This is a genomic window from uncultured Castellaniella sp., from assembly GCF_937988725.1.
GTDB lineage: Bacteria > Pseudomonadota > Gammaproteobacteria > Burkholderiales > Burkholderiaceae_B > Castellaniella.
On the sequence record NZ_CALKHS010000003.1, the window covers coordinates 189709 to 212416 of the forward strand.

The following is a 22708-nucleotide window of genomic DNA, read 5'->3' on the forward strand; positions in this document are numbered from 1 at the left end:
CGTGTCCTTATGGAAATCCGCCAACTCGAGGCGCTCAACGCCGTTGTCGTCAGCGGCAGCGTGACGGCCGCAGGCCGTCAACTGGGGCGTTCACAGCCCGTCGTCAGCCGCCAGATCAGCGATCTCGAAGGCGAGCTTGGCTTCGTGCTATTCGAACGCACGCGCCCCACCATCACCCTGACCGAATCGGGCGCGGAATTCTATCGCGAAGTCCGCGGCATCCTGGCGGATCTCCAGCAGCTGGAAGCCCGCGTGCTGGGCATGCGCAGCGGCCAGGTCCGTCCCCTGCGCATCCTGGCGACCTCGGATCTGGCCCGGGGCCTGCTGCCCGATGCCCTGGCGCGGATCGATCGCTTCAACGCGGTATTCGGCGGAAACCTGGTCGTGGAAGAAGCCGTGCACGAAGTGACCGCCCAGGAGATCCTCGACGGCCGCTCCGACTTCGCCCTGATCAACCTGCCCATCGACACCGAAGGACTGCGCGTCCATTGGTGCGGGCAGGCGCCCTGCCTGCTGGCCATGCCGGTCGGCCACGTCCTGGCGTCCCAGGAAGCCGTGCGCCTGGACGACATCCGCAATACGGACGTCATCACGCTCCTGAGCCGCTACCGCATGCGCTACCACCTGACCAACAGCCTGGTGCAGGCCACGGCGGGCGATCAGCGCCGCCACATCGAGGTCGGCAGCCAGCAGACGGCGCTGGCCATGGTTCGGGCCGGCCTGGGCGTGGGGCTGATGGATCCGTTTTCCGCGCAGGGCGGCAGCCTGGACGGCGTGGTGGTGCGCCCGGTCCTGTCCGACGTCCATTACCGGATCGGGGTGGTCTCCCCGCTGACGCATGACCTGCCCGAAGGCGCTCAGCGCCTGATCCGCGGGCTGCACAGCCATGTGCTGAAAGTCGTCCCCCAGTTCGTGGAAACGGATCCCAACGGCTTGCCGCATGCGACGCCGGCTCTCGCCGAGACCCTGCATATGGCCTGATGCCGTCCGGGGTGTGCGATGATGTGGTTTTTCGCTACTCAGGATCTGTATCGTGACCGCGTTCTCCCCCGAAATCCTGTTGGGCTGGGCCCTGGCCGCGCTGCTGGGCGGGCTTGCGGGGTGGTGGCTGGCGCGCCGCCGGATGGACGGATTGATGGCGGATCTGGCGCAGCAGACGGCCGAGCGGGTCCGCCTGGATACCACGCAGGCGGAGCAGGCCCGGCAGATCGAGCATCTGCGGGCCGATCTGGCGCAGGCCGCCCGTGATCTCGACGAAGGCCGGGCGCGCGTCCAGGCGCGGGATCTGGAACTGACCCGCCTGCAGGCCGTGCACCAGGAAAAGCTGGCGCTCATCCAGGAATTGCAGCAGACGTTCGAACACTCCAAGGCTGCCATGCGCACGGAATTCCAGAATCTGGCCAACCAGGTCCTGGAAGAAAAGGGCAAGGCCTTCGCCCAGACCAGCCAGACTTCGCTGGATGGCCTGCTGCGGCCCTTCCGGGAACAGATCGACGGCTTCCAGAAGCGCGTCAATGAAATCCACGATGCGTCCCTGCGCGGCCAGACGCAGCTGGGGGCGGAAATCCGCCGCGTGCTGGACATCGGCCTGAAGATGAGCACCGAGGCCAACACCCTGGCCACGGCGCTGAAGGGCGACAAGAAGACCACCGGAAACTGGGGGGAAATCCAACTCGAACGCAGCCTGCAGCTGGCGGGCCTGGTGCCGGGCGACCATTATCAGGCGCAGGCCAGTTTCCGGGATGCGTCCGGCAATCGCCTGCAGCCCGATTTCGTCATCAAGCTGCCGGACGACAAGCACATGGTGATCGACAGCAAGGTCTCGCTGGTGGATTACGATCGCGCGATCGCCGCGCAGACCGATGCCGAGCGCGAAGCGGCCCTGGCCGCGCACGTCCAGGCCGTGCGCCATCACATCGACGATCTGGCCCGCAAGGACTACAGCAATCTGATCGGCCTGAAGAGCCCCAGCTTCGTGCTGATGTTCATGCCCATCGAGCCCGCCTACATCGAGGCCATGAAGCACAACCGCGACCTGTTCGACTACGGCTATCGCCAGAACGTCGTCATGGTGTCGCACACCACGCTGATGCCGATCCTGCGCACGGTGGCCAATCTGTGGATGATCGCCCGCAGCAATGAACAGACCCGCGCGCTCAGCGACATGGCCGGCGGCCTGTACAACCAGGTGGCGGTCGTGGCGGAACGCCTGCAGAAACTGGGCAATACGCTCAATACCGTCAACACGCATTACAACAGCGCGGTGACGGCGGTGGCGGGCCAGCAGGGGCTGTACGGCAAGGTCAACCGTTTCGCGGAGCTCTCGGCCAAGGCCAACAAGCAGATGCCGGACCTGGAGCCGATGCATGCCGACATCGAGGTCCAGCGCCTGCAGGCGGTGATCCCCGACGCGGATGCGGGGCCCGCCGGCGCGTCGGCGCTGCCGGAGCCGGACGAGCCGCCCGCATCGGCCTGATCGGCGCGTACGCCGGGCGGCGCCTCGAAGGAGACAGGATGAACAGCAGGACATCGGCGGCATGCGCGCGCGGCGCGCCACGGCCGGCCCGCATCGGGCCAGGCCGGCTTTTATGCGCGGCGCTGCTGCTGACGGCCATGCTCTGGGGCGGCTGGCCGGTCCGCGGCCTGGCCGCCGAGCCGTCCGCCGGTCAGGCGGCGGCCGCCCCGGCGGCGGGACGCCTGGACGACACGCCGCGCATGGCGATCATGTCCGCCTTCGCGCCGGAACTGGCCCTGTTGCGCGAACGGCTGCGGCAGCCTCATGCGATCACGAGCGACGGCGTGGATTTCACGACCGGCACCCTGGAAGGACAACCGGTCGTCCTGCTGCTGTCGGGCATCAGCATGGTCAATGCCGCCATGAACACCCAGTTGCTGTTCGACCGCTTCAACGTCAGCCATCTGGTGTTCAGCGGCATCGCCGGGGGCGTCAATCCGGAGCTGCGCATCGGCGATGTCAGCGTCCCGGCGCGCTGGGGGCAGTACCTGGAACTCGTGATGATGCGGGAAACCGGCCCCGGCCGGTATCAGGCGCCCGCATCCAAGACGCTGTCCCCGTTCGCCCCTTACGGCATGATGCAGCCGCGCGACGTGCGCGTGCGCCAGGCGGGATCCGCGCGGATCCAGGAAAAGTTCTGGTTCGACGCGGATCCGCGGATGCTGTCGGTGGCCCGCAGCATCGAGACCGTGCCCTTGCGGGCCTGCGACCGCCAGGGCCTTTGCGTGGCCGACCGCCCCCGCCTGGTGGTGGGCGGCAATGGCGTATCGGGCCAGGCCTTCGTGGACAATGCCGATTTTCGCCGCTATGCCTACCGCACCTTCCAGGCCAATGTGCTGGACATGGAAAGCGCCGCCTGCGCCCAGGTGGCCTGGCGCAGCAAGGTCCCCTTCATCGCCTTCCGGTCGCTCAGCGACCTGGCGGGTGGCGGGCCGGGCGAAAACGAAATGAACGCCTTCCTGCACATCGCGGCGGATAATTCGGCCCAGGTGCTGCTGGCATTCCTGCGGGCCTGGCCGCGCTGAACGTATCCGGGGGTGCGATGACGACAGAAGATAGGGACCTGCTGGACGCTTTCCGGCAATCCGCCGTGGCGTCGATCCTGTACACGGCCTCGCAGCCGCCGCAGGACGTCGGGCTCGACGACCTGGGGACCGCCGCCACGGAGGCGGGCTTGCTGTGGGTCGGCCTGAAGGACCCGACGGCGGAATTGATGCAGTCCGTCGGCGAGCGCCTGGACCTGCCGGCCCGCGCCATCGAGGAGATCATCGAGCCCCACCGGCGGCCCAAGGTCATCGAGTACGACCGGCTGACGCTGGTCGTGGCCATCACCGTCGAGATCGTCAATGGGCGCCCCAGTTTCGGCGACACCCAGATCCTGATCGGCCCGGGCTATCTGCTGACGATTCGCCGCCATGCGACCGGATCGCACCTGGCGCTGCGCAGCCTGCTGGCCGATTCGCCGGAATTCCTGGGACGCGGCAGCGACTATGTGGCGTCCGCCCTGCTGGACCTGATGGCGGACCGCTATGTCGAGGCCTTCAACCATCTGGAGGCCAGGGTCGAATCCATCGAGCACCAGTTTCTGCTGCGCGGCTTCCGCGAGAAGGATATCCGCCACCTGTACCGCCTGCGCCGAGACCTGCTGCGCGTCCAGACGACCATTGCGCCGCTGGTGGAAATCTGCCGGCGCCTGGCGCGCGTCGATACCCGCAACATCGACCCCGACAGCCGGGGCTATTTCGGCGAAGTCGCCGACCGTATCCAGCGCGTGGTCGAAGGGCTCGCCGGGCTGCGGGAGGCCCTGGCCTTCGCCTTCGAGGCCAGCATGATGATCAGCCAGATGCAGCAGACCGACATCACGCGCAAGCTGGCCGCCTGGGCCGCCATCCTGGCCGTCCCCACGGCCGTGGCCGGCATCTATGGCATGAACTTCCACGACATGCCGGAGCTCGGCTGGACCTACGGCTATCCCGCCATGCTGACCGGAACCGCCGCCTTCTGCGGGCTGCTGTACTGGAAGTTCCGCCGGATCAAGTGGCTGTGACGCCCCGCGGATAACGGGGGCGGGAGCTCAGGCGCCCGGCGCCTGCGGCGCGGGGAAGACCTCGCCGACCATCAGCCGGCGCGCGCTGCGGCTGGTGACGACTTTCGAGACATGCCAGCCGTTGTCGGTCTTTCGCGCTTCCGCGCCGGCGGCCAGCACGCCGGAGGCATGGCCGATGCGGATCTGTCCGCCCGCGCCTGTGCGCGCCAGGCGCGCCACCACCGTACCGGGGATGGCCGCCGCGGCGGCGATGGCGACGGCGCCGGTCCCCGTCATGGCGTGGTGCAGCCTGCCCATCGACATGATCCGGGCCAGCACGTCGATTTCGTCGGCCGGGACCTGCTTGCCGCCGGCGGCGATGAATGTCTTCGGGGGCGCCAGGAATGCCAGCTTCGGCGTGTGGGGCCTGTTGCGCGTGGCGTCTTCCGCGCTGGCAGCCAGCCCCATGGCCACGGCGCCGTGCGCCCGGATGGTTTCGAGCCGGGCCAGCAGTTCGGGGTCGGCATTGACTTCCGCCTGGGTCTCGTCGCCGCGCAGCCCCAGGTCCCGCGCCGCCACGAAGATCGACGGGTTGCCGGCGTTGATCAGCGTCGCCGCGATCCGTCCGACGCCGGGAACTTCCAGCTCATCCAGCACCCGTCCCGTCGGCAGCATGGCGCCGCCGGCGCCGTCCTCGTCCGCGCCCGGGTCCAGGAACTCGAGCCGGATCTCCGCGCTGGGGAAGGTGACGCCATCGAGCGTGAATCCGCCGGCCTCCACGACTTTCCCGCCGGACACGGGGACGTGGGCGATGATGCGCTTCCCGATGTTCACCTGCCAGATGCGGACCGCCGCGACGCCGTCCGCCGGCACGTCCACCAGGCCGCGCGCGATGGCGAACGGCCCTACGGCCGCGGTCAGATTGCCGCAATTGCCGCTCCAGTCGATGACCGGGGATTCGATGGAGACCGCCCCGAACAGGTAGTCCACGTCGCAGTCGCCGCGCGCGCTGCGGGACACCAGGACGACCTTGCTCGTGCTGGAGGAGCCGCCCCCCATGCCATCGATCTGCTTGCCGTAGGGATCGGGGCTGCCGATCACCCGCAGCAGGAAGCGGTCGCGCGCCGCGCCGGGCGTTCTGACGGCTGCGGGCAGGTCGTCGGGCGTGAAGAACACCCCTTTGCTGGTGCCTCCTCGCATGTACGTTGCCTTGACCGGCGCGTCGCAGGTGGAAAGATCGCTCATCGCTGGATCCTCGGTAAAAAGCGGTGGAAATGCAAGACCGGGCCTTCAGGGCCGGTACGCCTGCGGAGCGGTCCCGTCATGACGGGATGCGGCCGGCCCGGATCGCCAAAGGCCAGGCGACCCGGCGCGGCGTGTCCGGGTCGCCCCATGACCGGCTCAGGGCGATCGCCAGCGCATCCACGGGGTTCGACCCCAGCGCCTTTTCCGCGGCCCTGACCGCCGACCAGGTGTTGAGGTAGCCGATGAGATCGTCCAGGCGCCACTGCACTTCGATGGCCAGCGGAGGCAGCGGGATTTCCTCGAACGGGAAGGGCAGGCTGCGGTAGCCGTTTTCCACGTGCCGGCGCTCGATGGGCCAGTAGGGGTCGAGCGTGTCGTAGTAGAAGCGCTGTACGGCGCCATCCACGGCGCCTTCGACGTGCAGCACACCGTAGCAGATCAGCGCGACGACGGCCTGCGGCCGGGCTACGCGCCGCGCCTCGGCGTAGAACTTGTCCAGGTCCAGCCAGTGGGCCGCCTGGGCGACCGTGATCAGATCCGCGCTGGCGTCGGGAAGCCCGCTGTCTTCCGCCAGCGCGGTGCGGTAGGTCACGCCGTCGCGCAGCCGGGCTTTCTCGATCTGGGCCGCGCTGGCGTCCGTGGCGATGACTTCCTTGAAGCGTTCGGCGAGCAGCACCGACAGCTGTCCCGTGCCGCACCCGCAATCGAGCGCGCGCGTCAGGCCAGGGCTGATGCCGGCCAGGGCGTCCACCAGTCCGATGGGGTAGGTCGGCCGGTAGGTCGCATAACCAGCGGATCCGCTGGAGAAATGATCCTTGAAGTTCGTGCTGCCCATGCGTGCATTCCTGCTTGTCCTTTGACGATATATTACGGGCTTCCCGGCAGGCCGGGGCTACCGGGCCGGGTGGCAAAATGCCGTCATTTCGGTCACACTGCCGCTGTCGTCATAAAAATTTCAACTTCCGGAGACATCCATGAATGCACTGGATCGGCGTGAATTCCTGAAATTGGCCGGCGCCGCCGGCCTGACCGGCATGGCGGGGGCGTTGCCGGCCCGGTCCTGGGCGCAGGGCGTGTCCGCCCAGGCCAAGGCCGAAGGCAAGGCGGTCTTCTACGCCAATATCACGTCGGTCGACAGCGTCATGAAGGCCTTTGATGCGGCCACCGGCCTCCAGGGCCAGTACACGCGGATCTCCAGTTCCAAATTCATTCCCACGATCGTCACCGAACACAATGCCGGCAAATTGCTGGCCGACGTCGTCCAGGCGCCGCGTCCCATGCTCAGCCTGCTCGAAGAGCACGACGTGCTGGCCGCGTACCAGTCTCCGTCCGCCAAGGGCTATCCCGACTGGGCGGTGGAAGACCCGCGCATGACGCTGTTCGGGATCGAATACGTCTCCTATCTGTTCAATACCCAGCACCTGAAAAAGGCCGATGCGCCGCAGCGCTACGAAGATCTCGCCGATCCCAAATGGAAGGGCCGGATCGTCATGGCCAATCCGGCCAATCACTCGTCCACGATTTCCTGGCTGGTCGGCCTGAAGGAACAGGTCTTCAAGTCCGAGTCCGACTGGATGGCGTATCTGAAGGGCCTGGCGGCCAACCAGCCCATGTTCGTGGCCTCGTTCGGCCCCACGCCGGCGCCCATCGAAAGCGGCGAAAAACTGGTGGCGATCTCCATGCCGAAGTACGTCGTGACGAAGGCTCCCGCGCCGCTGGACTGGGGGCCGCGCAGCGGCCAGCCGCTGCTGGGCACGCCGCGGGCCATCGCCATTCCCCGGAAAGCCCCCAGGCCGGCCGCCGCGCGGGCCTTCATGGATTTCTGGCTGTCCAAGGACGCCATGACGCTGCTGGCCAAGCAGGTCGGCGAATACGTGCTGGCTCCGGGCGTGTATCCGGATATCGAAGGCATCGATCAGGTCAAGGTCCTGCCGGTGCGCGATCTGCCCGACAGCGAGATCGAAAAATGGGGCCGGGAATTCGGCAAGATCTTCGGCGCCCGGTAAACGCATGGATATTCATATCGAAGGACTGGTCAAGACCTACCAATCCGAAGGCCGGACCGTCCGCGCGCTGGACGGCATCGACCTGCACATTCCCGCCAACCAGATCTTCACCCTGCTGGGCCCCAGCGGCTGCGGCAAGACCACGCTGCTGCGCTGCATCGTCGGGCTGGAAACGCCGGATGACGGTGAAATCCGCATCGGCGACCAGGTCGTGTGGTCGGGCCGCAAGCGGATTTCGGTGCCTCCGGAAAAGCGCGGCCTGGGCATGGTGTTCCAGACGTATGCCATCTGGCCGCACATGAATGTGTTCGACAACGTGGCGTATCCCCTGCAGGTGCGCGGCGAGCGGCGCGCCGCCATCCGCGAAAAGGTCCTCAAGGCGCTGCGGTTCGTTCAGCTTGAAGGCCTGGAAGGCCGTTCCGCCACGCGCCTGTCGGGCGGGCAGCAGCAGCGCGTCGCCCTGGCGCGTGCCCTGGTGGCCGAACCCAAGGTCATCCTGTTCGACGAACCCCTGAGCAATCTGGACGCGAAGCTGCGCGAGGAAACCCGCAAGATCCTGCGCCGCTTCCTGACGGAGCTGGGCATCACGGCGGTGTACGTCACCCACGACCGGGTCGAGGCCCTGGCCCTGTCGGACTCCATCGCGGTGCTCAATGGCGGCCACATCGTCGAACGCGGCGATCCGCAGAAGATCTATTTCAACGCCGACCACCGCTTCGTGGCGGATTTCATCGGCCGCGCCAACCTGATCGCCGCCACGGTCCAGGCCCAGGAACCCGACGCCACGGTCGTGCAGTCGCCCCTGGGCGTCCTGCGCTGCCAGAAGCGCGACTTTCCGGTGGGCGCCTCCGTCACGCTGTGCATCCGCCCCGAATTCCTGCTGCTGTCCCGTGTCGACGCCGGAGGGGGCGGGGGCGGCGCCGATGCGGCGGGCGCGCCGCCCAACATCATCGAAGGGCGCCTGGAAACGCTGGATTTCGTCGGCGAGGTCTACGAGACGGAAGTCCGCGTCCAGGACCAGCTGCTGCTGGCGCGGGTGGATCCGGGCGTGGCGGCCGCCGCGGGGGACGCGGTGCGCTTCATGCTGGCGCCCGAGCATTGCCTGCTGGTCATGGAATAGGGCGGGCCGATGAATCCCAAACGCCCGGGCCTGACCTGGTCCCTGATCGTCATCGTCGGCTTCCTGACGCTGTGCCCCGTGCTGATGTTGCTGCTGGGCAGCTTTTCCCAGGGGCTGACGGCGTTCGGGCAGTTCACGACGGCCAAGTACGTCGCCGCCTATACCGACCCCCATCTGCTGGAAGTCTTCAGCAACACCGTGATCTTCGTCCTGGGGTCGACGGTGTTCGCCACGCTGCTGGCGCTGGTGCTGGCCTATCTGAACACCCGCACCAACATTCCCTGCAAGTCCCTGTTCACGGTGCTGTCGATCGTTCCGATGATGATCCCGCACCTGCTGTTCTCCGTCAGCTGGGCGCTGCTGCTGAACCCGTCCAACGGCCTGCTGAATCTGTTCCTGAAGGACTTCCTGGGCCTGTCCGCGTCGCCTTTCGACATCTACACCCTGGAAGGCATGATCCTGGTCGAGGGGCTGTTGAACATGCCCATCGCCTACCTGATCATCGCGCCGGCCATGGCGTCTTTCGACGGCGCGCTGGAAGAGGCCTCGCGCGTGGGCGGCGCCGGGGTCTGGCGCACCCTGTGGCGGGTGACGCTGCCCGTGCTGCGCCCCGCCATCCTGGCGGCCTTCGTGCTGGGGATCGTGCGCAGCCTGGCGTCGTATGCGGTGCCCCGGGTGCTGGGCATGCCGGGGCGGGTCGACGTGCTGGCCACCTACCTGTATGAAATGATCTCCACCGGCTTCGCACCTGACTACGGCCAGGCGGCTGCCCTGGGCATGAGCGTGCTGTCGGTCTCCATCGGTCTCATCGTGCTGTACCGTGCGCTGACGGCGTCGGGCGACAAGTTCGTGACGATTTCGGGCCGAGGCTACCGTCCGTCCGTGATCGAACTGAAGAACGCCCGTCTGCCGCTGTTCGCCGCCGTGGGCCTGTTCAGCGTGCTGATGGTGGTCCTGCCCGTCGCCGTGCTGTTCTACACGTCGCTGGTGCCGTATTCCATGGTGCCCAGCGCCCAGGCCTTCGCCTCCATGAGCTGGAATCACTGGGTCGAGGTCCTGCAGGATCCGATATCCCTGCTGGCCTTGCGCAACAGCCTGTTCCTGGCGATTGTCGGGGCGACGCTGGGGGTGATGCTGTCGCTGTTCATCGCCTATGTCGTCGTCAAGATCCGCACCCGGGCGTCCGGTCTGCTGGAATCCCTCAGTTTCCTGTCGTTCTCGTTTCCGGGCATCGTGATCGGCATCGGTTTCATGTGGTTCTTCGTGCAGACGCCGTTGTACGCCACCCTGACTGCCCTGCTGCTGGCCTATGTCGCCACCTACCTGCCATACGGCGTGCGGCCCTTGGCCAGCGCCTTCGTGCAGGTCCATGCCCACCTGGAAGAGTCTTCCCTGGTGTGCGGGGCCGGGCCGCTGACGACCTTCCGGCGCGTCATCGTGCCGCTGGTGGTCCCCGGCATCGTGTCCGCCTGGATTCTGATGGCGACCATGTTCGTGCGTGAACTGACGGTGTCCGTGGTGCTGTCGCGTCCGGGCAGCGAAGTCCTGGCCGTGCAGATCCTGAATTTCGCCGACGATGGCCTGTGGGGCAAGCTGTCCGCCCTGGGGATCGTGATGATCCTGATTTCCACCGGCCTGGTGCTGCTGGCGGCCTATGCCGGCCGACGCTTCAAAGGCATGCGGGCCGGATAGTACACTTGAATCCTGGGGCGCTCAGGCGCCCCGGTTTCAAGAACACGCTTCCCCCTCGGTGAATGAACAGGATTGTCTGGCTATTGGTTGCAGCGGCGCTGTCATGCGGCGCCGGTCTTTCGGCTGCCCGCGCCCAGCAGGCCGCGAGGGGCGGCGCGGGGCTGATCGATCTGTCCCCCCAGCGCTATGCGGTGCCCGACGTGCCCCGGGACGTGCCGCAGCCTCTGGGTCCTGTGGACCCCGCAGCCGACGACGCTTCGGCCGGCGACGATTCCGCGGTCGTCTATCAATGGATTCCCTACGAGGCCCTGTTCCTGGACCTGCCGGGGGCGGATGCGAGCGGCATGCGCGGCTGGGGCGTGCCGGGTGACGCGACGATGCCTTTGACGGCGCGGGACCTGTTCGCCCCGCCGGCGTCCCAGGGCCTGGATTCCTGGTCCCTGGGCGAGCGGCGCTGGCGTTATCTCAGTTCGTCCGGCTACGGCGTGACGCTGGGCAGCCTCGACGCCCGTCTCCCCGCCTGGGGGCAGACCGTGCCCCTGGCGGGCGTGGGGGTGTATCGCCTGCGGCCCTCGGGCGATCTGCCTGCGGGGGCGTGGGATTACGCGGTCGCGGCGGGGGCACTGGATGCGCGCAATGCGCGCCCGGCCGCTGAAGGCGACCTGAGCTATGGAGCCGTGGCCGTCGATGCGTCCGCCAAGTATGCGCTGGACCGCCAGGCCACGCTGGTGTCGCGGCTGCAGCAGGCGCGGGGCCTGTCCGTGCTGGGGGTGGGGGGCGCGTATTCGACGGGCTCCCTGGGCGCCTGGCGCGCGGGCGTGTCCGATGCGCGCCAGGACCAGGGACAGGGACAGGGGCTGCGCCGGCAGCTTGGCTATACCCTGGGGCTGCGGCCCGGGCTGGATGTGTCCTGGGTCAATGTGCGGCAGCAAGCCGGCTACGCCGATCTGGCGTCGTACGGTCTCGACGACGCTTGCGAGTGCATCCGCAACCAGTGGCAGATCGATCTGGCGGCCGGGCGCTGGGGTTCGTTCAGCGGCTCCTTCGAGCGGCGGGAACGCCTGGAGGACGGTCTGGACCAGCCGCTGGAGCAGCAGTTCGGGCTGGTTCACGGTTTCCGCTATGGCCCATACCTGAGAGTGCGCCTGGAAACGACCCGCAACCTGACGTCGGGCGACTATGGCTGGGCCGCCCGGTTTTCCCTGCCCCTGCAATGATCGCGGGGCGCGGCCCGGGGTAGAATTTTCCCGCACCGCCGATGCGGCATGAACGGCAAGGAACCATGAACGATTACGACGAAATCATCCGTTTGTTGAATCAGCAAGGCTGGGCGATTTCCGATACCGCCATCGCCCCGGCCTGGCAGGCGGACCTGCTGGCGCAGGCTCGTCAGCTCTGGGAAGCCGGCCGGTTTTCCGGCGGCGAGATCGGCCGTGGCGCCCAGGATGCCCGCCAGCCCTCCGTTCGCGGAGATTCCATCTGCTGGGTGCCGCCGGCCTCCAGCCTGGCCGGCCATGCGTTCTTCGCCTGGATGGCGCAGTTCCGTCAGGTGCTCAATGATCGCTATGGCATGGGCCTGCGCAGCCAGGAATTCCACTTCGCCCGTTATGCGCCGGGCGCGGGCTACAAAAAGCACATCGATCAGCATCGCGGCACGGATCACCGCAAGGTCTCGATCGTGCTGTACCTGAACGCCGATTGGGACCCGGCCCACGGCGGCGAATTGTGCCTGTACGACCCCTACAACCCGGACGCGGAAATCCAGCGCTTCGCACCCCTGGGCGCCCGGCTGGCGGTCTTCGTCAGCGGCGTCATGCCCCACGAGGTCCTGCCGTCCCGGGCCGTGCGCTGGAGCCTGACGGGCTGGCTGCGCACGGACGACATCGCTTAGGCGGGAAGGCCTCGATCGGGTTGCTTGCGCTGCCACAGATGCAGCCACAGCAGGGTCAGCGCGACCAGCAGCAGGGCGGGCAGCGCCCCGACGTTCAGCCAGGCCCAGCCGCTGGTGGTGGCCACCGCGCCCGAGGTGAACGCGGTGAACGCCATGGTCACGAAGACCCAGAAATTGATCGCTGCCTGGGCGCGATCCTTTTCCTCGGGCCGGTAGGCGCGCAGGGCCAGCGCCGTGCTGCTGGTGAACAGGAAGTTCCAGCCGACGCCCAGCAGGGTGAGCGCCACCATGAAGTGGCTCATGTCGGTGCCTGACAGGGCGACGGCGATGCAGGCGGCCATCAGCAGCACGCCCAGCCCCATGATCGACAGGACGCCGAACCGGCGGATCAGGTGGCCGGTGAAGAATCCGGGCGCATACATGCCGATCACGTGCCATTGCAGCACCGCGGCGATGTGGCCGAATTCGAAGCGGTGGACGTCCATCACCAGGGGCGTGGCGGCCATCAGCAGATTCATCACGCCGTAGCCGATGGCGGCCCCCAGCGTGGCCACGAAGAACACGGGCTGGCGCATGATCTGGCTCATGGGGCGCCCTTGCGGGGCGTGCCGCTGGTTCGCCGGTTCGGATGGGAAGCGGATCAGGGCCATCAGGCCCATGGCCAGCAGCGCCACGACGGACAGGGCCAGGTAGGCGCCCACGAACGGCACGGGCAGCACGGCTCGGGTCCAGTTGGCCAGGTTGGGGCCGACCACGGCGCCCAGCAGGCCGCCGGCCAGCACCAGGGAAACCGCCTTTTCGTGCCAGTCGGGCCGGGTCAGTTCGGTGGCGGCGAAGCGGTACAGCTGGCCGTTGGCGTTGTAATAGCCCGCCACCACGGTGGCCGCCATCAGCAGCCAGAACAGCCGGTATTGTGCGGCCAGCGCGGCCAGCAGCGCGGAACCCAGCGCCACCGCCAGCCCGATCTGGAAGGAGCCGCGCCGGCCGAACCGGATCTGCGTGGCGGCGACCAGCGGCGCGGCCAGGGCGCCGCCCACCACGTAGCCCATGATGGGCAGCGTCGCCATCCAGGCATGCGGCGCCAGTTCCAGCCCGACCAGGCCGTTGATGGCGATGAAGGTGACGTTGTTGATGAGGAACAGCCCCTGACACACGGTCAGCAGCAGGAGATGGCGGTTCATGGAGTATCCGTCGGAAAGAGATTCCCGTCCCGGGAGCGGGGCCGTCCGGCGGACGGCATGGAGTCGAGTCCGGCCATCAGGGCTCCTGGCAGACGTCGACCCAGGCGGCTCCGGCCAGTTCGGCCAGCCGCTGGGGCGCGATGCGCACCGCGCTGTCCAGGGATCCGGCGGCGGGCATGACGATGTCGTATTCGCGCAGCCGCACGTCGCAGTACACCGGCAGCGGCTGCGCCAGGCCGAAGGGGCAGACGCCGCCCACGGGGTGCCCCGTCAGGGCGGCGACCTCGTCGGCGGCCAGCATCTTCGGGCGCCCGCCCAGGGCCTGTTTCAGTTTCTTGTTGTCCAGCCGCGTGTCGCCGCAGGCCACGACCAGGATGACGTCCTGGCCGACCCGCAGCGACAGGGTCTTGGCGATCTGGCCCGGCGCCACACCGTGCGCCCGGGCGGCCAGATCCACCGTCGCCGTGCTCTGCCCCAATTCCAGGATGTGGATGTCCGGAGCGTGTTGCGAGAAGAACTGGCGGACGGAGGCGATGGTCATGAGGAGCGGCGGAGGCGGTGCGAAACAGCCTGTAGTCTACAGGACAATGTCGCCGCGCCGCCCGCCGCGCCTTCGAGGCGACCCCGCCCGCCGGCGGTCGCCGCGTCCGGATCAGGCCGCGGCCAGGGCCTGGTCGACGTCGTCGATCAGGTCGTCGATGTGCTCGATGCCGACGCACAGGCGCACCAGGTCGGCGCTGACGCCGGCCGTCTTCAGCTCTTCTTCCGTCAGTTGGCGGTGGGTGGTGGTGGCCGGATGGCAGGCCAGGGTCTTGGCGTCGCCGATGTTCACCAGGCGCTTGACCAGTTGCAACCGGTCCATGAAGCGGGTGCAGGCCGCGATGCCGCCCTTGACGCCGAAGCTGAACAGGGACGAGGGGATGCCGCCGTCGATGTATTTCTGCGCCAGGGCGTAATCCCGATTGTCTTCCAGGCCGGCGAAATTGACCCAGCCGACCTTGGGGTGCTGTTGCAGGTGGCGGGCCAGGGCCAGCGCGTTCTGGCAATGGCGCTCCATGCGCAGGCCCAGGGTCTCGATGCCCTGCAGGATCAGGAAGGCGTTGAAAGGCGAAATGGCCCCGCCGGTGTTGCGCAGGGCGACGGTGCGGGCGCGCCCGGCAAAGGGCACGGCGGCGAAGTCATCCGCATACACCACGCCGTGGTAGGCGGGTTCCGGCTGGTTGAATTGCGGGAAGCGGGGGTTGTCCTTCCAGGGGAAGCGCCCCGCGTCGATCAGGATGCCGCCGATGCTGGTGCCGTGTCCGCCCAGGTATTTGGTCAGCGCGTGGATGACGATGTCGGCGCCGTGTTCGATGGGGCGGCACAGGGCTGGAGTGGGCACGGTGTTGTCCACGGCCACGGGGATGCCCTGGGCATGGGCGATCTGGGCCAGGGCGGCGATGTCCACCACGTTGCCGGCCGGGTTGCCGACCGATTCGCAATACACCAGGCGGGTGCGGTCATCGATGGCGCGGGCGAAGGCCTGCGGGTCGCGGCCGTCCACCAGCCGGGCCTCGATGCCCAGGTCCTTCAGCGTGTGGCGCAGGAAGGTGTAGGTGCCGCCATAGACCTGGCTGGTCGCCACGATGTTGTCGCCCGCCTTGGCGACGGTCAGCACGCACGCCGTGATGGCCGCCATGCCGGATGCGAACGCCAGGCCCGCCGCGCCGCCTTCCAGCTGGGCCACCCGGTTTTCCAGGACGTCCGTCGTGGGGTTCTGGATCCGGGTGTAGATGTTGCCCGGCACCTTCAGGTCGAACAGGTCGGCGCCGTGCTGGGTGTCGTCGAAGTAGTAGCTGGTGGTCTGGTAGATCGGCACGGCGACGGAGTGCGTCTGGGGGTCGCCGGCGAAGCCGCCGTGGATGGCGATGGTGTCGCGTTGCATGGTGTCTCCTGGTTTGGTGATATGCGGGCATTTTGTCATAGCTTTTCATAACCCGGGGTTATCAGCAATCGTCCGTTCGGGCATGTTCCGGGCGGGGCGTGGGGGCGCGGGAATGCTATTTGCTGGCCGATGCCTGTCGGGTTGATTGACGAAGGAGATTCACATGCCGGCAAAATCGAAAGCTCAGCAACAGGCGGCGGGCATCGCCCTGGCGGCCAAGCGCGGCGAAAAGAAGGTTCGCGAACTGAAAGGCGCGTCCAAGTCCATGTATGAATCGATGTCGGAGAAGGAACTGCTCGAACTGGCCGAGACCGACACCCGGGACATGCCGGACCACAAGTCGGACGAGAAATGAGGAGCGCCGAGATGACTGTCATCGTGGCCGCAAGGTTCGACACATTTTCTCTCGCCGAAGGCGCGGCCGGACAGCTGCATGCGAACGGCTTCCAGGACGAGGACATCACGACTTTCTATCTGGAAGGGTACGAGGCGCGCCAGTCGCACGACGACGTCCGCGCCATGCAGTGGGGAACCGCGGCTGCGGCTGCCGGGATCGGCCTGTTGTTCGCCGTCGTCTGCGGCTTCATCGTGTGGCGGCTGAACGACGCTATCCTGCTGGTGGTCGCCGGGGCGGGCACCGGAGCCTACCTGGGGGCCCTGTGGGGGGCGCTGTGGATGGGCGGCAAGCGCGCTCGTCAGAGCCCCCGGCGCGACTCGGCCGCCGCCCCCGGAGTCTGCGATTCGGGCGTCCTGCTGGTGGTGCGCGCGCAGCCGGACCGGGAAGAACTGGCGCGCCGCGTGCTGCAGGACTCGGGAGGCGATCACGTCGGCCGCGCCCCCGGGCGGTGGCGCCAGGGAAGGTGGGAAGCCACAGGGCTTCCCGACACTCCCGACGCGCCGGATGGGACCTTCAGCGCACCTGCAGATCGTAGTTGACGGTCTGCACGCCCGGAACCTGGCGCGCCGTCTGCACGGCGCTCTGGGCCGCCGCCTGATTGGCGACGGTGCCGCGCAAGGTGACGATGCCATGCAGCGTGCCCACTTGCAGGTTCGATGCCTGCAGGCCCGGCACGGAGGAAAGCGCGTTGATGACGTTCGAGTTGATGATTGCGTCGTTGTTGCCGGCGTTGGCCGCGCCGCTTTCCGTGCCGCGGTAGTTCGTCGGTCCGCTGACGGCGGAATCCATGGTGTCGACGTCGGCCGTGTTCTGGTAGCGGTGGGGCGAGCCGCATGCCGCCAAAGTCAACACAGCTGTGGTCAGCGCCAGCGCCTGGGCAAGTCTGGATTGGGTCATGATGGCCTCCATAAGATTGGCATGAGGCCCGGAAAGGGGGCCTGCACGCCATGCAGCAAGTGGCATGCCGGGTCCTTCCGGCGGTGGCGCGTGGTAACGGCCGCTTGCATTCGATATCTTCCGCCGCGCGCCATAAGTCCTACCATGAAACGATCTGTGGTCCGACTGCCAAGGAGGCTTCCATGAGCGCATTCGCGAAGATGACGGAAGCGAAATATGTCGAGGGATATATCCGCTTCTTCTGGCATAACGGGGATGAAAAACGGGCTTACGAGATTTCCGCGGAGGCGTTGCAGGAATCCTTCGGCGCCCAGGATGCGACGGGCGGCGCGCTGCTCAATGCCTTCGAGCGCGGGCGTGACCGGATCGAGCGCGCCGTCGAGCAGTCCTTGAATACGCCGACCGATGGCGTCACCGAGCTGGGGAGCGGCGACTTCGCGCAGGAAGACTGAACGGGCGCGTCGCGTCAGCGGGCCTTGCGATCATCGGTCCCGGGACCCGGACGCCGGAGTTGGTTTAAGCTGAGGCCTCATCGTGATGACCTTGGAGGGCGGCCGGCAGGCCCCGTCATGGAGTTGCTCAAGATCGCCTTTCTGTTCGCGGTCACGGCCGTCGCCGAAATCATCGGCTGCTACTTGCCGTGGCTGGTGCTCAGGCAGGACAAACCGTGGTGGCTGCTGGCGCCGGCGGCGCTGTCGCTGGGGCTGTTCGTCTGGCTGCTGACGCTGCATCCCACGGCGGCGGGCCGCACCTACGCGGCCTATGGGGGCGTCTACGTCGCCACGGCGCTGGCCTGGCTGTGCTGGGTGGACGGGATCGCGCCGACCCGATGGGACCTCGCGGGGGCCGGCATCGCGCTGGCCGGCATGGCGGTGATCGTGCTGCAGCCTTCGAGCCCCTGAAAGCCGGTCGTCAGTGCAGCGTTCCTGAACCGGGATCCTCGCCGTCCTGCGGGTCGTCCGCGCTGTACTCGTCGATGCGCAGGCTGGGTTCGCCCTGGGCGCTTTCCCAACTGCGCAGAGGCACGCACGTCTGCAGGCGGATGATCGCCTGCCGGATCAGCGCTTCGTGCAGCTCATGGCCGACGTTCGAGGCGATGTCCAGGGTCACGTCGCCCTGCAGTTCCGCCAGTTGCGCGTGAACCTGGCGGGCCTGCCCCGCCGGCGCCACGCGGTCCTCCGCGCCGTGCAGCAGGTGCAGCGTGGCGGTGCGCGGCGCGGTCTCGGGCAGCGTGGCGAAACGCGTGGAGAACAGCAGCGCCCGGCCCGCGAGTCCGGGGACCGAGCAGACGGCTTCCAGCGCCACCGCCGCGCCTTCCGAGAACCCGACCAGCGCGGTCTGTTCGCCGCTCAGGCCATGCAGCTTCTGCCAGGCTGCGACTTCCCCGGCCAGCGCCGCCCCGGCGTCCGCGATCAGCCCGACGTAGGCCTGCGCGTCCGGGGCGCATTCGGCGATCCAGCGGCGATCCGCTTGCGCGCCGAACGGCCCGTAGGGCTGGACGATCACGGCCAGCGGAAACGCCTGTCGGATGGCCGCGACCAACTCCAGCATCTGGCCGGGCTCGGCGGATTCGCCGTGGAGCACGACGAAGAGCTGGGCCGGCGCGCCGTCGGAGGGAAGAATGAGGAGCGGATCGGGCCGCAGGTCCGGCGAATCGGGCGGATTGGGCATGGGAGTCTCCGTTCAGTTGCGCCGCAATAGGACGGCGCTGATGGCCACCACCACGCAAACGACGGCCAGGCCGTCCTGCCAGCTGGGCCATTCGCCGATCAGCATGCTGCTCAGGATGCCGACGATGGGAATCGCGGTGACGCTCATGGCGCTGGTGGAGGCGGGCAGCGCGCGCGCCATGGCGAACCAGATGATCTGGGCCGCGCCGTAATTCAGCAGCATCGACCACAGCAGCACGGCCCACATGGTCCCGCTGGGGAAGGATTGCGGCGCCGGTTCCAGGATGCAGGCCAGCAGGCCCAGCCCCAGCGACGACAGCCCCAGCATCCAGATCACCAGGGTTTCGGGCGCCATCGTCAGGTTCGCCCGCCGCATCCAGACCGTGCCCAGCGCCCAGCAGAAAGCGGCTCCCTGCATCCAGGCGATGCCCACCGGGCTGCCGGCCAGCGTGCTGATCTCGTTCCACAGCAGCAGCGCGATGGCGATCAATACCGCCGTGACGGCCAGGGCCAGGCGCGAGGTGAAGCGTTCGCCATAGAAGAGCACCGACAGCAGGACCGTGAACACGGGCATGGTGAAGCCCAGGATGGCGGCGCGGCCGGCCGGCAGGTGATCGATTCCGATGATGGACAGGCCGTGCCAGCCCATGACGTTGGGCAGGCCCAGCACGACGACGCTGCGCCATTGCTTCGCGCCGCGCGGCAGCAGGGGAACGCCTTGCCGCCAGTAGTAGGCCAGCAGCACCAGCGCGCCGCCGGCCATGGTGACGGTGCGAAACCACAGGGGATTCCAGTCGCGCAGGCCCAGCTTCATCACGGGCCAGTTCAAGCCCCACATCAGCGTCAGCAGGGCGAGGCCGAACAGTTGGCGGGAATTCAAGGCGGATACCAGAGTAAGGGTAGGCAGGTTCGAATCTTAGCATCCGGCCCGGTTGCCGCCTCGATGCGCTAGCGAAGCTCGTATTTGGCGGATCTTGGCCCGTAGAGGATGCCGCCCTGCTGACCCGCTGATAACAGCAGCAGATTGGTTGTGCCTGCTACATGGTAGCTTTGATCCGACAAGTTGTTGGCGATCTGAGTGACAACGGCGTTGACCAGCATTCCGATCAGTCCACCCCCGCTGCCGCTGCTTTGAGCTAATTCCTTGTGGCCCGCCCAGAGCTTGGCCCCCGAGCGCAGGTCGATTAACTCGGCGTCAATGGATACCCGTGTGGTGCTGGATATCACCGCGTATGAGGAGCCGTAGTTCTTTACCGTCATGTACAGCGCGGCATCCGCGCCGAAGATGTCGTGCAGTTTTTTTGCCGGCAGTTCCTGGATGTCGGCGGGAGTTGTCAGGCCGTTCTGGCGGAATGTCTCGGCCATGACGGCTACCGGCACCACGTAATAGCCGGATTCGGCCAGCGGCAGCGTGGCTTGCGCGAGAACAGCGTTGGATGCCTGGACTTCCAGACTCTCATTGAGTGGCGGCAGCACCAGAATGGACGCAGGGCGGCTTTCGCGAAAAGCCGTGTAGTCGACTTGCTGCTGAGGCGCCGCACACCCGGTCAGCAGAATGACGCCGAGCGTGCCCAGCAGACGGAAGTGTTTATAGAGTGTTCGCGTCATGACGGTTGCTTGGCCTTGGTGGGTTCAACGGAACGGGCGGTGGCTGGCGCCTGTCGACCGTTGGGGGTAGTCATGGAGACGTCCTGCTTATCGTTGGATCCTTTGTTCTGACGAAGCAGGAAATCCATGAATGGGGCGGATTCCGGGAATGCAGTGCGCTCGCTTTGGATCTGCTCCATAGCCTGTGAGCCTTTCCCCTGCTGCAGATACAGCAGTCCGAGGTGAGCGTGAAAACCCGGCGGCAGCGCCTTATTACCGGAGCGCGCTGTTTCGATGTTTTTCTCCATGGCCAGCGCCTTGGCGGCAGGGTCTTCATCGCCTTGCAAATAGTCGTAGACAGCGGGTTGATAGCTATCCCAACTGTACATGGTCCGTTGTTGCGCGCAGGCAGCCAGCAGCCCGCTGCTGATGCATAGGGCCGCCAGTCGAACGATGCGTGTGGCTGTAGGCCGCTGTGTTTTCACAAGCGCAGTGACGTGTGTGATCGACATGATGAGCGCCCTTACTTGCCTTGGGGCTGCCAGGCGCCGCTTTGGATCCCTTCGACCAAGTGATTGACGGCCTCTCGAATCGCGAGATCCAGGACTTTGCCGTTGAGTGTCGAGTCGTATCCAGCGGTCCCGCCGAAGCCCACGATTTCGCGATTGGAAAGGCTGTACTCGCCCGCCCCCGCGCTGGAATACACGACTTCCGAGCTGTTCGCATCCACGACATTGAGATTCACCTTGGCATAGGCGACTTGCTTCTTGCCACGTCCGAGGAGGCCGAACAGTTGATGGTCGCCGGTTACCTTTCGGCCAAAGGCCGTGACGTCACCCGTGATGACGTACTGAGCTCCTTTGATCTGGGCGGTTCTCTTGTTGAATTTCGATTCCTGGGCGATTTCCGAGAGATTCTCGCGATCCATCACTTGGAATCGGCCGGTTTGCTGCAGGTGGCTGACCAGGATGGTTTTGGCCTGACCGCCCAATCTGTCGACGCCATCCGAGAACACACCGCGCAGGAAGTCACTGCGGTTGTCGAATTTGCCGACGGAGATCGGGCTGCGGACCCCCTGGTAAGGGGTGCCTGCTGATGCGACGGTCTGGACTTGCAGGGCTTGGGACTGTTCCGTGGCGCAGCCGGCCAACGTGGCGGCAGTGAGCGTTGCGCAAGCGAGGATGGCGAGTGATCTGGACATGAGGCTGCTTCCTGGATAAAGGGGAGAGGCAGCCTTGGCTGCCCTCGTGACGAGGGCTCATTATAGGGATTGAAACTGAAAGAAACAAATAATGATAAATATCATGAATATGAGTCTTTATGTGTCATTTTCATGGTTGGGGGAGAACTGCCGTCGATGTAGTGATCCGCTGGACGCCGTTTCTTTCGACCGGTCATTCCTTGCCGAGCACGCCCCGCCGGATCTGGTCGCGTTCGATCGATTCGAACAGCGCCTTGAAATTGCCTTCGCCGAAGCCGTCGTCGCCCTTGCGCTGGATGAATTCGAAGAAGACCGGGCCCAGCAGGGTTTCCGAGAAAATCTGCAGCAGCAGGCGCGGCTGCCCGTGGGACGTGTCACCGTCCAGCAGCACTCCCCGGGCCTGCAGGTCGGCGACCGTCTGTCCGTGGCCGGGCAGTCGTTCCTCGAGCATCTCGTAGTAGGCGGCCAGCGGCGCGGTCATGAGCGGCACGCCGGCCGCCCGCAGCCTGTCGATCGTGTCCAGCAGGTCGTCGCTGAGCAGCGCGACGTGCTGGATGCCTTCGCCGTTGAACTTCATCAGGAATTCTTCGATCTGTCCGGCGCCCTTGGAGGATTCTTCGTTCAGCGGGATGCGGATCTTGCCGTCCGGCGCCGTCATGGCCTTGGACGTCAGGCCGGTGTATTCGCCCGTGATGTCGAAATAGCGGATCTGCCGGAAGTTGAAGAGCCGTTCATAGAAGCCCGCCCAGAACTCCATCCGGCCGCGATACACGTTGTGGGTGAGGTGATCGACGATGCGCAGGCCATGGCCCTCGGGATGCCGGTCCACGCCGGGAAGGAAGGCGAAATCGATGTCGTAGATGGACTCGCCGTCCTTGAAGCGGTCGATCAGGTACAGCGGCGCGCCGCCGATGCCCTTGATGGCGGGCAGGCGCAGCTCCATGGGCCCCGTGGGGATCTCGACCGGCTGCGCGCCCAGGTCCAGCGCCCGTTGGTAGGCGTGGTGGGCGTCCTTCACGCGGAAGGCCAGCCCGCAGGCGGAAGGGCCGTGTTCGGCCGCGAAATAGGCGGCCGGGCTCTTGGGTTCTCGGTTGATGATGAAATTGATCTCGCCCTGCCGATACAGCAGGACGTCCTTGGACCGGTGCCGCGCGACCAGGGTGAAGCCCAGTTTCTCGAACAGCGGTTCCAGCACGTCGGGCGCGGGCGAGGCGAATTCCACGAATTCGAATCCCATGAGGCCCATCGGATTGTCGAACAGATCAGTCATCTCGGTCTCTCTTCGGAATGGGTGTCGATGCGGTATCGAGCGATCCCTCATGGTGCGCGGTCGGCGGCCGATCGGCAAGTGCGCGG

At 66.7% G+C, this 22708-nt stretch carries 25 protein-coding genes; 13 read left to right on the forward strand and 12 right to left on the reverse strand.

The window, feature by feature from the left end; all coding sequences use genetic code 11:
* The first annotated feature begins 9 nt into the window (after positions 1-9).
* The 4 genes from Q0263_RS02310 to Q0263_RS02325 are packed head-to-tail and all read left to right on the forward strand — an operon-like array spanning position 10 to position 4562.
* Entirely contained in the window at positions 10-981 is a 972-nt protein-coding gene (locus tag Q0263_RS02310) for a LysR family transcriptional regulator (RefSeq protein ID WP_298012956.1), read from the forward strand.
* Positions 982-1033: 52 nt separating this feature from the next.
* Positions 1034-2476: a DNA recombination protein RmuC gene (rmuC, locus tag Q0263_RS02315; RefSeq protein ID WP_298012958.1), complete on the forward strand. Its 1443-nt coding sequence runs from the start codon at positions 1034-1036 to the stop codon at positions 2474-2476.
* A 38-nt stretch (positions 2477-2514) separates the two neighbouring features.
* Positions 2515-3540, forward strand: coding sequence for a 5'-methylthioadenosine/S-adenosylhomocysteine nucleosidase (locus Q0263_RS02320; RefSeq protein ID WP_298012959.1), 1026 nt, complete (start codon positions 2515-2517; stop codon positions 3538-3540).
* A 17-nt stretch (positions 3541-3557) separates the two neighbouring features.
* Positions 3558-4562, forward strand: a complete 1005-nt coding sequence (locus Q0263_RS02325) for a magnesium and cobalt transport protein CorA (RefSeq protein ID WP_298012960.1) — start codon at positions 3558-3560, stop codon at positions 4560-4562.
* Between the two features lie 27 nt (positions 4563-4589).
* Here Q0263_RS02325 and prpF read toward each other — a convergent pair whose 3' ends face one another.
* On the reverse strand, positions 4590-5786 hold the full coding sequence (gene prpF / locus Q0263_RS02330; RefSeq protein WP_298012963.1) for a 2-methylaconitate cis-trans isomerase PrpF: 1197 nt from the start codon (positions 5784-5786) through the stop codon (positions 4590-4592).
* 76 nt (positions 5787-5862) lie between these two features.
* Positions 5863-6621, reverse strand: a complete 759-nt coding sequence (locus Q0263_RS02335) for a class I SAM-dependent methyltransferase (protein ID WP_298012965.1) — start codon at positions 6619-6621, stop codon at positions 5863-5865.
* 139 nt (positions 6622-6760) lie between these two features.
* Between Q0263_RS02335 and Q0263_RS02340 the strand changes: the two genes are divergently transcribed.
* From Q0263_RS02340 to Q0263_RS02360, 5 genes are all read left to right on the forward strand, one after another.
* A complete protein-coding gene (locus Q0263_RS02340) occupies positions 6761-7792 on the forward strand; it encodes an extracellular solute-binding protein (RefSeq protein WP_298012967.1) in 1032 nt (343 codons plus the stop codon).
* 4 nt (positions 7793-7796) lie between these two features.
* The gene (locus tag Q0263_RS02345) at positions 7797-8912 is read left to right on the forward strand and encodes an ABC transporter ATP-binding protein (protein WP_298012969.1); all 1116 of its coding nucleotides are present in this window, start codon (positions 7797-7799) and stop codon (positions 8910-8912) included.
* Between the two features lie 9 nt (positions 8913-8921).
* On the forward strand, positions 8922-10604 hold the full coding sequence (locus tag Q0263_RS02350; protein ID WP_298012971.1) for an iron ABC transporter permease: 1683 nt from the start codon (positions 8922-8924) through the stop codon (positions 10602-10604).
* Positions 10605-10666: 62 nt separating this feature from the next.
* Positions 10667-11821 carry a hypothetical protein gene (locus Q0263_RS02355; protein ID WP_298012973.1) on the forward strand — a complete coding sequence of 385 codons (1155 nt, stop codon included), beginning with the start codon at positions 10667-10669 and terminating at the stop codon, positions 11819-11821.
* A 65-nt stretch (positions 11822-11886) separates the two neighbouring features.
* Complete coding sequence (locus Q0263_RS02360; RefSeq protein WP_298012975.1) at positions 11887-12495, forward strand: 2OG-Fe(II) oxygenase; 609 nt, start codon at positions 11887-11889, stop codon at positions 12493-12495.
* Here the strand turns inward: Q0263_RS02360 and Q0263_RS02365 are convergent.
* From Q0263_RS02365 to Q0263_RS02375, 3 genes are all read right to left on the reverse strand, one after another.
* Positions 12492-13676, reverse strand: a complete 1185-nt coding sequence (locus tag Q0263_RS02365; protein ID WP_298012976.1) for an MFS transporter — start codon at positions 13674-13676, stop codon at positions 12492-12494. The genes Q0263_RS02360 and Q0263_RS02365 overlap by 4 nt on opposite strands.
* A 76-nt stretch (positions 13677-13752) precedes the next feature.
* Positions 13753-14217 (reverse strand): YbaK/EbsC family protein, encoded by a 465-nt coding sequence (locus Q0263_RS02370; protein WP_298012977.1) that lies wholly within the window; start codon positions 14215-14217, stop codon positions 13753-13755.
* Positions 14218-14328: 111 nt separating this feature from the next.
* On the reverse strand, positions 14329-15600 hold the full coding sequence (locus Q0263_RS02375; protein ID WP_298012979.1) for an O-acetylhomoserine aminocarboxypropyltransferase/cysteine synthase family protein: 1272 nt from the start codon (positions 15598-15600) through the stop codon (positions 14329-14331).
* 163 nt (positions 15601-15763) lie between these two features.
* Between Q0263_RS02375 and Q0263_RS02380 the strand changes: the two genes are divergently transcribed.
* Positions 15764-15955, forward strand: coding sequence for a DUF3008 family protein (locus Q0263_RS02380; protein WP_298012980.1), 192 nt, complete (start codon positions 15764-15766; stop codon positions 15953-15955).
* Positions 15956-15966: 11 nt separating this feature from the next.
* Positions 15967-16536, forward strand: a complete 570-nt coding sequence (locus Q0263_RS02385; RefSeq protein ID WP_298012982.1) for a hypothetical protein — start codon at positions 15967-15969, stop codon at positions 16534-16536.
* On the opposite strand, the gene Q0263_RS02390 is transcribed toward Q0263_RS02385, so the two are convergent.
* A complete protein-coding gene (locus tag Q0263_RS02390) occupies positions 16511-16894 on the reverse strand; it encodes a BON domain-containing protein (protein ID WP_298012983.1) in 384 nt (127 codons plus the stop codon). The two genes, Q0263_RS02385 and Q0263_RS02390, sit on opposite strands and share 26 nt — an antisense overlap.
* 182 nt (positions 16895-17076) lie before the next feature.
* On the opposite strand from Q0263_RS02390, the gene Q0263_RS02395 reads away from it, so the two are divergent.
* Both Q0263_RS02395 and Q0263_RS02400 read left to right on the forward strand, forming a co-directional pair.
* The gene (locus tag Q0263_RS02395; protein WP_298012985.1) at positions 17077-17346 is read left to right on the forward strand and encodes a DUF1488 family protein; all 270 of its coding nucleotides are present in this window, start codon (positions 17077-17079) and stop codon (positions 17344-17346) included.
* Positions 17347-17463: 117 nt separating this feature from the next.
* On the forward strand, positions 17464-17796 hold the full coding sequence (locus tag Q0263_RS02400; RefSeq protein WP_298012986.1) for a YnfA family protein: 333 nt from the start codon (positions 17464-17466) through the stop codon (positions 17794-17796).
* 10 nt (positions 17797-17806) lie between these two features.
* On the opposite strand, the gene ypfH is transcribed toward Q0263_RS02400, so the two are convergent.
* The 6 genes from ypfH to hppD form a co-directional block, all read right to left on the reverse strand.
* Positions 17807-18565: an esterase gene (ypfH, locus tag Q0263_RS02405; RefSeq protein WP_298012987.1), complete on the reverse strand. Its 759-nt coding sequence runs from the start codon at positions 18563-18565 to the stop codon at positions 17807-17809.
* 12 nt (positions 18566-18577) lie between these two features.
* Positions 18578-19444 (reverse strand): DMT family transporter, encoded by an 867-nt coding sequence (locus Q0263_RS02410; RefSeq protein WP_298012989.1) that lies wholly within the window; start codon positions 19442-19444, stop codon positions 18578-18580.
* Positions 19445-19512: 68 nt separating this feature from the next.
* On the reverse strand, positions 19513-20172 hold the full coding sequence (locus Q0263_RS02415; RefSeq protein ID WP_298012991.1) for a DUF799 domain-containing protein: 660 nt from the start codon (positions 20170-20172) through the stop codon (positions 19513-19515).
* On the reverse strand, positions 20169-20663 hold the full coding sequence (locus tag Q0263_RS02420) for a DUF4810 domain-containing protein (RefSeq protein WP_298012992.1): 495 nt from the start codon (positions 20661-20663) through the stop codon (positions 20169-20171). The genes Q0263_RS02415 and Q0263_RS02420 overlap by 4 nt, the downstream gene beginning before the upstream one ends.
* A gap of 11 nt (positions 20664-20674) precedes the next feature.
* Entirely contained in the window at positions 20675-21352 is a 678-nt protein-coding gene (locus Q0263_RS02425; RefSeq protein WP_298012994.1) for a CsgG/HfaB family protein, read from the reverse strand.
* A gap of 193 nt (positions 21353-21545) precedes the next feature.
* Positions 21546-22622, reverse strand: coding sequence for a 4-hydroxyphenylpyruvate dioxygenase (gene hppD / locus Q0263_RS02430; protein WP_298012995.1), 1077 nt, complete (start codon positions 22620-22622; stop codon positions 21546-21548).
* Positions 22623-22708 lie beyond the last annotated feature (86 nt).

Bases quoted from the DNA above. Each gene is read 5' to 3' on its own strand.
- Q0263_RS02310 (WP_298012956.1), top strand. From the start codon at position 10: ATGGAAATCCGCCAACTCGAGGCGCTCAACGCCGTTGTCGTCAGCGGC.
- Q0263_RS02320 (WP_298012959.1), top strand. From the start codon at position 2,515: ATGAACAGCAGGACATCGGCGGCATGCGCGCGCGGCGCGCCACGGCCG.
- Q0263_RS02325 (WP_298012960.1), top strand. From the start codon at position 3,558: ATGACGACAGAAGATAGGGACCTGCTGGACGCTTTCCGGCAATCCGCC.
- prpF (WP_298012963.1), bottom strand. From the start codon at position 5,786: ATGAGCGATCTTTCCACCTGCGACGCGCCGGTCAAGGCAACGTACATG.
- Q0263_RS02335 (WP_298012965.1), bottom strand. From the start codon at position 6,621: ATGGGCAGCACGAACTTCAAGGATCATTTCTCCAGCGGATCCGCTGGT.
- Q0263_RS02340 (WP_298012967.1), top strand. From the start codon at position 6,761: ATGAATGCACTGGATCGGCGTGAATTCCTGAAATTGGCCGGCGCCGCC.
- Q0263_RS02345 (WP_298012969.1), top strand. From the start codon at position 7,797: ATGGATATTCATATCGAAGGACTGGTCAAGACCTACCAATCCGAAGGC.
- Q0263_RS02350 (WP_298012971.1), top strand. From the start codon at position 8,922: ATGAATCCCAAACGCCCGGGCCTGACCTGGTCCCTGATCGTCATCGTC.
- Q0263_RS02355 (WP_298012973.1), top strand. From the start codon at position 10,667: ATGAACAGGATTGTCTGGCTATTGGTTGCAGCGGCGCTGTCATGCGGC.
- Q0263_RS02360 (WP_298012975.1), top strand. From the start codon at position 11,887: ATGAACGATTACGACGAAATCATCCGTTTGTTGAATCAGCAAGGCTGG.
- Q0263_RS02365 (WP_298012976.1), bottom strand. From the start codon at position 13,676: ATGAACCGCCATCTCCTGCTGCTGACCGTGTGTCAGGGGCTGTTCCTC.
- Q0263_RS02370 (WP_298012977.1), bottom strand. From the start codon at position 14,217: ATGACCATCGCCTCCGTCCGCCAGTTCTTCTCGCAACACGCTCCGGAC.
- Q0263_RS02375 (WP_298012979.1), bottom strand. From the start codon at position 15,600: ATGCAACGCGACACCATCGCCATCCACGGCGGCTTCGCCGGCGACCCC.
- Q0263_RS02380 (WP_298012980.1), top strand. From the start codon at position 15,764: ATGCCGGCAAAATCGAAAGCTCAGCAACAGGCGGCGGGCATCGCCCTG.
- Q0263_RS02385 (WP_298012982.1), top strand. From the start codon at position 15,967: ATGACTGTCATCGTGGCCGCAAGGTTCGACACATTTTCTCTCGCCGAA.
- Q0263_RS02390 (WP_298012983.1), bottom strand. From the start codon at position 16,894: ATGACCCAATCCAGACTTGCCCAGGCGCTGGCGCTGACCACAGCTGTG.
- Q0263_RS02395 (WP_298012985.1), top strand. From the start codon at position 17,077: ATGAGCGCATTCGCGAAGATGACGGAAGCGAAATATGTCGAGGGATAT.
- Q0263_RS02400 (WP_298012986.1), top strand. From the start codon at position 17,464: ATGGAGTTGCTCAAGATCGCCTTTCTGTTCGCGGTCACGGCCGTCGCC.
- ypfH (WP_298012987.1), bottom strand. From the start codon at position 18,565: ATGCCCAATCCGCCCGATTCGCCGGACCTGCGGCCCGATCCGCTCCTC.
- Q0263_RS02415 (WP_298012991.1), bottom strand. From the start codon at position 20,172: ATGACGCGAACACTCTATAAACACTTCCGTCTGCTGGGCACGCTCGGC.
- Q0263_RS02420 (WP_298012992.1), bottom strand. From the start codon at position 20,663: ATGTCGATCACACACGTCACTGCGCTTGTGAAAACACAGCGGCCTACA.
- Q0263_RS02425 (WP_298012994.1), bottom strand. From the start codon at position 21,352: ATGTCCAGATCACTCGCCATCCTCGCTTGCGCAACGCTCACTGCCGCC.
- hppD (WP_298012995.1), bottom strand. From the start codon at position 22,622: ATGACTGATCTGTTCGACAATCCGATGGGCCTCATGGGATTCGAATTC.